General features: G+C 67.4%; 7 protein-coding genes. 1 reads left to right on the top strand and 6 read right to left on the bottom strand.

What is annotated here, in order from left to right; all coding sequences use genetic code 11:
* Positions 1-33: 33 nt before the first annotated feature.
* The 4 genes from ACOEQ2_RS10595 to ACOEQ2_RS10580 form a co-directional block, all read right to left on the bottom strand.
* Positions 34-2,238, bottom strand: a complete 2,205-nt coding sequence (locus ACOEQ2_RS10595) for a glycosyl hydrolase family 28-related protein (RefSeq protein ID WP_419727947.1) — start codon at positions 2,236-2,238, stop codon at positions 34-36.
* Positions 2,239-2,336: 98 nt separating this feature from the next.
* A complete protein-coding gene (locus tag ACOEQ2_RS10590) occupies positions 2,337-4,202 on the bottom strand; it encodes a bifunctional 2',3'-cyclic-nucleotide 2'-phosphodiesterase/3'-nucleotidase (protein WP_419727946.1) in 1,866 nt (621 codons plus the stop codon).
* A gap of 162 nt (positions 4,203-4,364) precedes the next feature.
* The gene (locus ACOEQ2_RS10585) at positions 4,365-5,807 is read right to left on the bottom strand and encodes a glutamate--cysteine ligase (RefSeq protein ID WP_419727945.1); all 1,443 of its coding nucleotides are present in this window, start codon (positions 5,805-5,807) and stop codon (positions 4,365-4,367) included.
* A 98-nt stretch (positions 5,808-5,905) separates the two neighbouring features.
* On the bottom strand, positions 5,906-6,652 hold the full coding sequence (locus tag ACOEQ2_RS10580; RefSeq protein WP_419727944.1) for a 16S rRNA (uracil(1498)-N(3))-methyltransferase: 747 nt from the start codon (positions 6,650-6,652) through the stop codon (positions 5,906-5,908).
* 40 nt (positions 6,653-6,692) lie between these two features.
* Between ACOEQ2_RS10580 and ubiA the strand changes: the two genes are divergently transcribed.
* Positions 6,693-7,607, top strand: a complete 915-nt coding sequence (gene ubiA, locus ACOEQ2_RS10575; protein WP_419731196.1) for a 4-hydroxybenzoate octaprenyltransferase — start codon at positions 6,693-6,695, stop codon at positions 7,605-7,607.
* Positions 7,608-7,633: 26 nt separating this feature from the next.
* On the opposite strand, the gene ACOEQ2_RS10570 is transcribed toward ubiA, so the two are convergent.
* The gene (locus ACOEQ2_RS10570; RefSeq protein WP_419727943.1) at positions 7,634-9,823 is read right to left on the bottom strand and encodes a histidine kinase dimerization/phosphoacceptor domain -containing protein; all 2,190 of its coding nucleotides are present in this window, start codon (positions 9,821-9,823) and stop codon (positions 7,634-7,636) included.
* A 172-nt stretch (positions 9,824-9,995) separates the two neighbouring features.
* On the bottom strand, positions 9,996-10,889 hold the full coding sequence (locus ACOEQ2_RS10565) for an acyl-ACP desaturase (RefSeq protein ID WP_419727942.1): 894 nt from the start codon (positions 10,887-10,889) through the stop codon (positions 9,996-9,998).
* Positions 10,890-10,912: the final 23 nt, after the last annotated feature.

Genomic DNA, 10,912 nt, shown 5'->3' with positions numbered 1-10,912 from the left:
CCGGGAACGCGGCCGGCCGCCTGCTGGAGGCCGCTACCAGCGAGTCCAGATGGCGCGGTCGTTGTCGTAGACGAAGGTGACCGGGGTGCTGGCGGTGATGGCCGAGGGTGCTCCCAGCACCGTCGCCGTGATTCCGGCGGTCGACGTGCCGCCGGTGATGGCCAGGCTGGTCACGGCGCATTCGGAGGCGAGGTGGTAGGTCTGCTTCGGACGAGGATTGGCCGGCATGACCACCGCGAGGGAGGCGAGTGTTCCGCTGCATACCAGGATCGATCCGCCGGTGTAGTCGACCGCGGTGACCGTGCCGGCGCTGGCCGCCGCGACCGGAGCGATGGATCCGTCGACGATCCCGCCGGTCGTCATGAGACCGCCCCTGCACAGCACGTTCAAGGTGCCCTGCCCCGACGAGCCCGCTGTGCCGCCACTCGAATAGGTGCGGCAGTCAAAGTCGTTCAGGCCGCTCAGCGTGCCGTTCGAGGAGACCGTGCTGTGCCAGTCGAGCGTGCCGATGGTGCCGGTGCCGACACCGGGAATGGTCACGCCGGGCATGCCCAGTTCGAAGCCCGCGCCGAAAAATTGCGACAGCGACCCATGAATGACGGTGTCCTGTCCGGCCTCCGCGTAGAGCATCTCGTCGTTCGTCGTCATGTTCAGAAATTGCGGATTGAATCGAAAATCAGCGCCCGTGTAGGTGTTGCGAAAGCAGGTATTGGTGAAGGTGGGTGTGGCGGCGTTATTGCCGGGATAGCAGATGCCGCCCTGCACGACGACGTTCGGGCCCTGCGCCGAGAAGCTGTAGTCGCTGCCGGAAACGGTGACGTTGCTGACCATGCTCGGCTGCGGATCATAAACCGTGGGGCCATTCACGCCCTGGTTGAGAGTGACGCCATAGGAGTGGAAGCCACTACCTTGCGTGCCGGGCGCGGGTGCCACGATGGTGTCGCCGGTCTCGCTCGTCCAATCCACGTTATCCAGCCAGACCGCGTGCCAGTCATGTCCGAGCGACAGCGCCGGCGTGTAGTAGAAGCCGCCCGACGAGAACACCGTGCCGATATTCTGCACGTGGATGCTCGCGACACCGGCACCGCCGGATGCAGCATGGATCGATAGCGAGCCGCTCGATGATCCGGCTGACTCGAGCCAGGTGATGCCGGTGAGCGAGGTGATCCAGTACGGCCGCTCGAGGAAGACGCCCTGGATCCCGATGCCGCTGATGTCGAAGAACTGCGCGGCGCCGATGGTGCCGCAATCCTGGCAGACGATCTCGCCATGGCCGGTGCCGCCCGGGGGCGTGTCGGTGGTCATCTGGAAGGCGACCGTGCGGATCTGGCGCGGATCGATCACCTCGATCCGGTTCATGAACAGGTTGTCCGGATCCGTGAAGCGCAGTCCGACCGCCCACGCCTGCTGGGCAGCCGGCCAGCCGCCCCGGTTGGTGAAGACGACATCCTCGATCACCTGGGTCGGTGCGAAGTTCGAGTTGACCAGCGGGATGGCCTTGATGTTCAGCCCGACACCGGGGTTGGTGATGCCGTTGAACGCCGTGGCGAACTTGATGCCCTTGATGAAGACAGCCTGGCCCAGATAGGTCCCGCTATGGGAGATGTCGTTGCCGCCGACGTTGCCACCCGCGACCACCGGGTTGGGCGAGAAATTGACGTCCAGGCCGTCGCCCGACATCGTCCAGATCAGCTCCGTGTTCGAGGTGCCATCCCCGACCATCGAGAAGCCGGCGTTCGGCAGCATGGTCGCAACCAGCGTGGAACTCAGGATGCAGGCGCCGGCGGGAACGATTATTTTCGAGCCGCCATTATGGTTTGGGCCGACGCCGACGACACCGCTGAACTGCGACGTCACGGCGCCCGAGGGAAGCTTGCCGGTCGCCACCGAGATGGCCGCCTGGAATGCCGCCGTATCGTCGGTGACACCGTCGCATTTCGCCCCGTAGTCGCGCACGTTCAGGCTGTCGGAAAAGCGGCTGGCCAGGCTTCGCGAGGCGGTGGCGAGGGCGGGCAGCGGTGCCGCGGTCCCGATTTGCGACAGCGGAAGAGCGGCCGCCGCCTGGGCCCCGATGGTGGCCAGGGATGTGCCGCCGACGCCTCCTACGGCCGCCGCGCCATTGATGCTGCGAACGCTGAGATCACGCGCGGAGGTATCGCCCGCTTTGCTGAAGATCGGCTGCGCTTCTGCATTGAACGAAAGAGCGATGAGAGCGAGTGCCAGGAGGAGGCGCTTCATGAGATCTCCGAGTACGGCGTCCGGAGAGCCCGGTGCTTCGGCGGAGACTACGCTGGCCCAAGCGGCGGTCCCGAGAAGATTCGGGCAGACTCCTGTGCTCAGCCGAGCTGCAGCCCGTACCGGGTGAAGCCGCCGGCACTGTCGCCGAGCCGTGATACGCCCGGCTGACCCGCGAGATGCTGTGCCGTTTCGGCGGTGCCGTTGAACGCCAGCAGCACCGGACGGCCGAGCGAGCGGAACCGCCAGATCGGCTCTGCGACCGGGGACACCTGCCTGTGCTGCATGACGTAGCGCACGATCACGTCGCGGTTCAGGTCCGGCGCCTGCAGCACCAGATGCGCGTCGCCGGTGCCCGGAAACGATCCGCCGCCATCGGCACGGTAGTTGTTGGTCACCACCAGGAAGCTGTCGCGTGCCGTGATTGGACGCCCCTCGTGGCGCAGGTCGGTCACCCGGCGTGCATCCGGTCGCACCACCTGGCCCTGGCCGTCATAGCGCTCCGGCTGCGACAGGTCGATCTCGTAGGTCAGTCCGGCGATCGTGTCGAACAGGTAGCTCGGTGCGCGTGGCGGCGACAATTCCTGCGGCGTGCTGAGTGCCGGATCGATACGGTTGAAGATCGTGCAGGACCGCTCCAGCCATTCCCGCAACTCGTCGCCATTGACCTTCACGACACACACCGTGTTGGCATACATGTAGAGATTGGCGATGTCCTTCATGTCGAGGGGACCCGCCGGGATGTCGACGAAGGAATTCGGGCCGGCGCCGCCCGCCTTGAACGGGGACGCCGCGGACAGCACCGGCAGCCCGCAATCGGATGTTTCGGCCAGCAGCGGGCGCGCGTACCAGAGCTGTGCCGCATTCACCAGCGACAGCGCCGGATCGTTGCCGATCAGCGAGAAGAAGGTATTGATCGGGACCGTCGTGCTGCCGACCGGCTGCTCCATCCAGCTCAGGGTGGCGCGATGTTCGGGGGCCGCCGCCGCCAGGACCGTCGGATCGCACGGCACGAGCGCATGCGCCTCCGGACCACGGCGCTCGTAGATCGGCATGACCTCGACGTGGAAATCCTGCACGACCCACCGGCCCGGCTGATCAGCGGCGGAGTGCCGCTCCAGCACCAGGTCGATCACTCCCAGATGGCTGCCCCAGAAGCCGGGCATCACCGCCGGTATGCCACCAAGCGTGCCGCGCACGGTGTCGATGCCGTCATGGGTCCCATAGTCCGGGCCCGGAAAGACGCGGTGGGCGTGTCCGGTGAAGATCACGTCGATCCCTGGAACCGATGCGAGGTAGAGGCTTGCGTTCTCCTCGCCACCTTGTCGCGCTGCACTGGAGATTCCCGAATGGCACAGGGCAACGACCAGGTCGCAGCGAGCGCGCAGTTGCGGTACGAAACGATGCGCCGCATCGACGATGTCGCCGGTCGTCACGTGACCTTCGAGGCGAGCCTTGTCCCAGATCATGATCTGCGGCGTCACGAAACCGATCACGCCGATGCGCAGGCAATGCGTGTGTCCCGCCTCGTCCGTCACCTCGCGTTCCAGGACGACCGATCGCGGAAGGAAGGACGTCCCGTCGAGCCTGTCGATGTTGGCGCAGACGAACGGGAAGTGCGCGGACTTGATCGCGAGCTCGAGAAAATCCAGGCCATAGTTGAATTCATGGTTGCCGAATGTAGCAGCGTCATAACCGAGCAGGTTCATCGCCCGCAGCATCGGATGGCCGCTGTCATGCGTCAGGTGTCCGGCCAGCGCCATGTAATCGCCGAGCGGGTTGCCCTGGATGATGTCGCCGTTATCGAACAGCATCGTGTTGCGTGCGGCGGCGCGCGCCTGGCGGACCAGCATCGCCAGTTTCGCCAGGCCGACAGTGTTGTCCTGGCGATCCTGATAGTAGTCGTAATCGTAGATGAACATGTGCAGATCGGAGGTTTCGAGCAGGCGCAGCTTCACGACCGCCATGGCAGCGATGTCTTCATCTGTTCCCGAAGAGGCCGTCAATTCCTCTGCGACATCGATCACCACGCGTCCCGTCACCGTTCCTGCACCATCTGTCCATCACGCTCATCCGTGATCCGGACGTATCTCGCAAGTGCGAGATCATGGAGTATGGAAGATTAACGATCAGATAGCGGCTTCGAGAAAGATCCGCGTCACGTCGCCTTTCCACTCGCCATGATAACGCTGCAGCCACATCTCGGCCTGGTTGGGAGCGCCCTCCACGATCGGAAGCAACGGTGCCAGGTGACGTCGCTCGTCCTCGCCGTCCGCACCCCGGATACCGCGCGCGGCCAGTCCCTCGCCCGCAATCGACACCATGCGTGCGGCGAGGGCGCGAACCGTGCCGGTTTCCGGGCGGCTCCCCGCGGCCGCCGGCCAGGACGCGTCGAGGCCACGCGCCGGCACCTCGGCACGCAGGGCGATGTAGCGCTCCCACGGCTGCTCGCGCACCAGCGCATCGGCGGCGGCGAGGGCCGCGTCGTCGTACAGCAGCCCGATCCACAACGCCGACTGCGCGACCATCATCGGGATGCTGCCGGCATCGGCGCCACGCATCTCCAGGAAGCGCTTGATACGGACGTCGGTGAACGCGGTGGTCACGTGGTCGTCGAAATCGCCCAGCGTCGGCTCCAGGCCTTCGAGCCCGGGCTGCCGTCCGGCCATCCAGGCGCGGAACGAGCCGCCGGCGACATCGATCATGCGGCCGTCGCGGTTGACGAAGTACATCGGCACGTCGAGCACCCACTCGACATAGCGCTCGAAGCCGAACCCCTCCTCGAAGAACAATCTCGGCATGCCGCTACGGGCATTGTCGGTGTCGGTCCAGACCTGCGCGCGGGTCGAGAGCAGCCCGCTCGGCCGACCCTCCTTGAACGGCGAGTTGGCGAACAACGCCGTCGCCACCGGCTGCAAGGCCAGCGCCACGCGCAGCTTGCGCGCCATGTCGGCCTCGGACGCGTAATCCAGGTTCACCTGCACGGTGCAGGTGCGCAGCATCATGTCGAGGCCGAGCGTCCCCACCATTGGCATGTAGCGGCGCATGATGGCGTAGCGGCTCTTGGGCATGAACGGCATCTGCTCGCGGGTGGCCGTCGGGTGGAAGCCGAGCGGGGCGAACCCCAGTCCCAGCGCCTGGGCCAGCGGGCGCAGCGCGTCGGCGTGGCCGCGGAGCTCGGCCTCGGTATCATGCAGGCTGGCCAGCGGCGCGCCGGAGAGCTCGAACTGACCGGCCGGCTCCAGCGAGATCGAGCCGCCACGGTGCACACCCAGCCCCTTGAGCCCGATCAAGTTCCCGTTATCGAGGATCGGCTCCCAGGCCCGGGGGTCCGCGGCGAAGGCCTCCAGGAGGTCGGCGATCCCCCCGGGCTCATAGGGGGGCGGCGCAAAGGCTTGCGACGCATGGGACGCAGAGCCGTCGGTCGCAGCCCCGGGCAGCCGGAAGCCGAACTTCTCGTGCTCGGTGCCGATCCGCCAGTCCGCGCGGGGCTTGGAACCGGCCGCCAGATGCGAGGCGAGTGCCGCCACCGAGGCGATGGGCGTGTCGTCTTGGTCAGCAGGATTCGACATCGGGGCGCAGACAATCCCTTGGGGGTCGGCAGTTCTTCGCAACGGCCGCCCGGTTTCGTGGTGTGTCTATGGCGAGGCCGGGCGGCCGGCAACCTGGATCAGCCGAGCAGCGCCGCCAGCCCAGCCATGCAGGCGGTCTCGGCCCGCAGGATCAGCCGCCCGAGCGACACCCCTACCACGCACGGGTAGCGTCGCAGCAGCGCCAGCTCGGACGGTGCGAACCCACCTTCCGGCCCGACCAGCAGCCCGGGCTGCACCGCTGGATCGGTGCGCGCGCGCCAGGCAGCGATACCGCCCGCCGGCATCTCCGTCTTCCAGGCGCCCGGCCGCTCGATCGCCGCCAGCATCGGCCGCGCCGGATCCCACGCGGACAGCAGATCGAACAGCCGCACCGGCTCATGGATCGCCGGCACGCTGAGCCGCTCGCACTGCTCGGCCGCCTCGATGGCGATCGCCCGCCAGCGCTCGACGTTGATCCGCGGGGTGTTGGTGCGTTCGGTCAGCACCGGCGCCAGCGCCGCCACGCCGAGTTCCGTGGCCATCCGCACCACGAGGTCGGTGGCATCCCGCTTGAGCGGCGCGAACACCAGGATCGGACCCGGTTCCGGCGCCCCCGGCCTGACCTGGCGCTCGACGGCGAACTGGCCGCGGTCCTTGCGGAGGCCCTCGATCCGCGCCAGCCACTCGCCGTCGACGGCGTTGAACAAATGGACCGTATCGCCCGCCGCGCGACGCAGCACGTTCCCGAGATAATGCGCCTGGCCCGGCGCCATCGGCACGACCGCGCCGACGTCGAACGCCGGTTCGTCCCCAGGCTCCGCGTAGAGTCTCGGCAGGTCCTGCACCGTCCGGCTTCTCCTGTGTTGACCCGGCTGTGGCCGCGCCATAGCAGAGACCATGGTCCATACCGACATCGCTGCGGGCGGCTGGATCCGCCACCTGCCGGCATCCTGGCGCCCCTACGCGCTGCTCGCCCGCCTCGACCGCCCGATCGGCATCTGGCTGCTGTTCCTGCCCGGGCTGTGGGGCATCCTGCTGCCGTTCGCCGTGGCGCCACTCGAACGCCTCCGGCTGGCCCTGCTGTTCGCCGTCGGCAGCCTGGTGATGCGGTCCGCCGGCTGCGTCGTCAACGACATGTGGGATCGCGACATCGATCGCCAGGTTGCCCGCACCGCCGGTCGGCCGCTCGCCTCCGGCGCGCTGCGGATGCGCCACGCGGCGATCTTCCTGGTGGTGCTGCTCGCCGCCGGGCTGGCAGTGCTGCTGTCGCTGAACCGGCTGTGCTGGATCCTGGGCGTGGTCTCGCTGGTGCTGGTCGGGCTGTATCCGCTCGCCAAGCGCGTCACCTGGTGGCCGCAGCTGGTGATGGGCTTCACCTTCGGGTTCGGCGCACCGATGGGCTACGTCGCCGCCACGGGCCGGATCGACGCCACGACGCTGGCGATCTATGCGGCCGCCATCCTGTGGGACCTCGGCTTCGACACGATCTACGGCTTCCAGGACATGGAGGACGACATCATGGTGGGGGTGAAATCCACCTCCCGGCTGGTTGCGGCGTATCCGCGGCGCTTCATCGCCACCTGCTATGGCCTGGCACTGGCAGCCCTGGTGCTGGCGGGCTGGCTCGCGGGGCTCGGCGGGCTGTTCCTGGCGGTCCTGCTGCTGCCGGCGTTCATGCTCGGCCTGCAGGTGTACCGCCTCGATATCGGCCGGCCGGTGATCTGCCTCGGCCTGTTCCGGAGCAACCGGGACGTGGGACTGGCGATCGCGCTGGCCCTGCTGGCCGGTCAAATGGGATAGGCGGTCGGAGCGACGGAGCTGCAGGCTCAGCCGTCCAGGCTCTCGACGACGTCCCGCGGCATCACGACGTCGATGCGCAGGCCAGGCTGGTTGTCGGTCTCGGTCAGGGTGCCCCCGAGCTGTCGCACCAGTCCGTTCGTGATGCGGCTGCCGAAACCCTTGATCGTGGAGCTGCGGCCGACGCCCTGATCGGCGACGGTCATGCGCACGATGCCGCGATCCTCCGCAAGCTCGATCCGGATCGGGCCCGCAGCTCCCAGGTAGGCATACTTGTTCGCGTTGATGAGCAGTTCGGTCAGCACCAGCCCGAGCGGCACCGCCCGGTCGCTGGAAAGCTGCACCGGCGACAGGATCAGGGTCAGGTGCCGCAGCCAGTCGCGACCCATGAAGGCGAAGGTGTCGGCGCACAGCTCCTCGATGTAGTGGCCGGCATCGACCAGCTTGATGGTGTCGCCGCGATGCAGCCGCCGATGCACCAGTGCCACCGCCGACAGCCGGCGCCGTGCCTCTTCCAGGGCCGCATGCAGGCCGGGATCGGGCGACTGCTCCGCCTGCATCGCCAGGAAGCTGGAGACCAGGCTCAGGCTGTTCTGCACCCGGTGGTTGACCTCGCCCAGCGCGAACCGGTTCCGCTCGAGCAGCAGATCCTTGTCGATGATGGTCATGTTCAACTGCTGGTTCAGCTCGCGCAGCAGCTGGACGTGCTGCATCTCCAGCAGCATCACGCGCAGGCGACCCGCCGCCGCGACCTCTGCCGCCGACCACGGCTCCGCGTGCCCGGCGACGCTTTCCGACCATCGGGAGATCACACCGTGCCGCACCGGCTCACCGGTCGGGGACCCTTCCGGGATCTCGGAAGGCCTGCCGGCCCATTCCACGGTCCGTGGCTGCTCGACCCTGAACCACAGCAGCAGCCAGGGCTCGTCCTGTGACAAGGTGACAGCCAGCAGGCCGCTGCCGGTCTGTTCATAGTCCGCGGCCGCCTGGCAGACGCCTGCCAGATTGTCGCTGGAGAACACCTGTCCCGAGCCATGCTCGAGCAGCCAGCTTCCGAGGGCACGGATGTTGCTCTCGCCCGGGCAGACCCCGCAACGTGCGATCCGGGCGCCCTGCAGGACGGCAAATCCGTCGGCGCGCATCATCCGGCTGAACTGATCGACATGCCGTGCCACCGCGGAGCGGAGGGCCGCCTCGCCGGACAGGACCAGGGCGAGTCCGTCCGCACAACGCTCCAGCCGGAGCCGCTCGCGATCGATGTCGACGGTCGCGAGCACCTTGATCTGCACGCCGAGGCTCCCGGCGATCGCGCTGCAGCAGGCACGCACGTCATAGCGGATCGCCCGCGGCGTCATGTTATGGCAGGCGACCAGCCCCCACAGCACGCCATCGACGACGATCGAGAACGAGGCCAGCGAGGCCACCCCCATGGTCTGCAGATCGAGCAGAAGCTCCGAAGACACGATGCGCAGGCTGCTCTCGCTCATGTCGAGCGGCTGGCTCGCGGTCCAGGCGGGTCGCAGCGGGGCGGCAACGTAGGAGGTGTCCGGGATCACCCGAAGCCGGTTGCGCAGATACAGGGCCCTGACCAGCGGCGGCAGGGCCGAGCCGGAGAAATGGTGCCCGAGCAGCGACTGCACGCCGTCCAGCCGGTCTTCCGCCAGCACCACGCCGGCGCCGCCGTGCTGGAAGCGATACACCATGACCCGGTCGAAGCCGGTCAGGCGGCGGACCTCGATGACGGCCTGCTCACAGAGCTCGTCCAGGCGGGAAGCGCGTTCCAGTCCCGCCGCGACCAGGGCCATGCGCTGCATCAGCTGCGAGACCGGCATCTGCGGAGCCGCCCGGTCGGCGAACGCTCCGGTCCAGCTGTCGCCACCTTCGATCTCGACGATGATCTGGCTGCCGCTGACATGGGCGGTGACGTCCAGCGTCTCGCCGCCCGGCGTATGCAACAGCCCGATATGCCCGACTATGGAACCAGGTGCTGCCAGCGACGCCACCCGGATGGCGAGCGCCGCCCCGAGCACCATCTCGACCGGCTGATCCTGCCAGTGGCTCACCCCCAGGCGCCGCTCGATGTCGCCGGCGATGTGGGTGATGAGCAGGCTGTCCGCGGCCACGACCAGAATGATCCCGTGCGGCTGGATCGAGCCCGGGCCATCGGCTGGAATGGCGCGGGCCTCTGCACGAACGAGCTCAGGCAGCGCACTGCGCATCTAAAGCCCTTCCTCGCCCCGGCGGAAGCCGGCAGCGCTGTTGGTCACTTGCAGCCGGCCGTGTCAGCAAGCGATGCGCATTGTTAGCACGATGCAAATTATTAGATAGTGAATCGATCCGAATACCGGTGTCGCGAGCCGGCTCAGGCGGTCGGACGACGCCGCCTTGTGCTCATCCGGAGACGAGCGCCTCGCCCTGGGTGGCACCTTCCGGCGCACCATGAGCCGGCGCGGCACCGAACGGCCGGCTGGCCATGATGCGCGCGAACTGACGGCCACGTCGCCGCATCGCCAGGAAGGCCAGGCCGGAGGCAGCACGCGAGATGCGGCCATGCGGGGTGAAGCCGATCGTCTTGAACATCATGCCCATCGCCCGGTCGATATGGCTCCGACGATAGAAGCCCATCGCCCGCGACATGTAGGCCGCGATACAGCGCTTGTGGTCGTAGGGGACGCCCTCGCCCTCGTTAGTACAGTGATAGGCGTAGGCGAGCTCATCGTCCTCGCTCTCGGTGACACGGCCGAGGGCGATCCGGGTGCGACGCAACACGCCCAGCTTCTCGCGCTTCAGGTAGCGGTGCATGTGGTCGTAGAACAGCTTGAAATGCCTGTATTCGTCGGCCGCGATCTGCTTGCAGATGAGCTTCAGCACCGGTTCGTCGGTCGCCTCCGCCATGGCGGTGTAGAAGCTGGAGGTGCCGGTCTCGACCATGCAGCGGGCGATCAGCTCGCCGGTGCGGCTGCCGCGGACCGAGGCGTCGACCTCGAGCGGGATATGGTACGAGGATCGGTACCGCTCGAAGCTCTGCGGGTAGTCCCACGACGGATCGGCCAGCATCGCCCAGTGGCCGAGGGCGTCGCCGTGCTGCACCTCCTCGACCGCCCAGTTTTCGACGGCACCCTTGAAGTCGGGATCGCCGGTGAAGACGTTATTGAGATAGATCGCATAATCGAGACCATTGCGCTCGACCACGGAAGCCGCCTTGACCATCCGCAGCACGTCCGGATCGACCCGCGACGGCTCGAACCGGTCCCAGGCCACATCCTCGATCCGCCAATGCTTCATGCTCGGTTCCAACTCCAGACGCT

The sequence above is a fragment of the Lichenicola sp. genome, from assembly GCF_965198575.1.
Taxonomy (GTDB): Bacteria; Pseudomonadota; Alphaproteobacteria; order Acetobacterales; family Acetobacteraceae; genus Lichenicola.
Note: the sequence above shows the minus strand (reverse complement) of the source record. Positions and strands in the feature narration are given on the sequence as shown.

Bases quoted from the DNA above. Each gene is read 5' to 3' on its own strand.
- ACOEQ2_RS10595 (WP_419727947.1), bottom strand. From the start codon at position 2,238: ATGAAGCGCCTCCTCCTGGCACTCGCTCTCATCGCTCTTTCGTTCAAT.
- ACOEQ2_RS10590 (WP_419727946.1), bottom strand. From the start codon at position 4,202: ATGGCGGTCGTGAAGCTGCGCCTGCTCGAAACCTCCGATCTGCACATG.
- ACOEQ2_RS10585 (WP_419727945.1), bottom strand. From the start codon at position 5,807: ATGTCGAATCCTGCTGACCAAGACGACACGCCCATCGCCTCGGTGGCG.
- ACOEQ2_RS10570 (WP_419727943.1), bottom strand. From the start codon at position 9,823: ATGCGCAGTGCGCTGCCTGAGCTCGTTCGTGCAGAGGCCCGCGCCATT.
- ACOEQ2_RS10565 (WP_419727942.1), bottom strand. From the start codon at position 10,889: ATGAAGCATTGGCGGATCGAGGATGTGGCCTGGGACCGGTTCGAGCCG.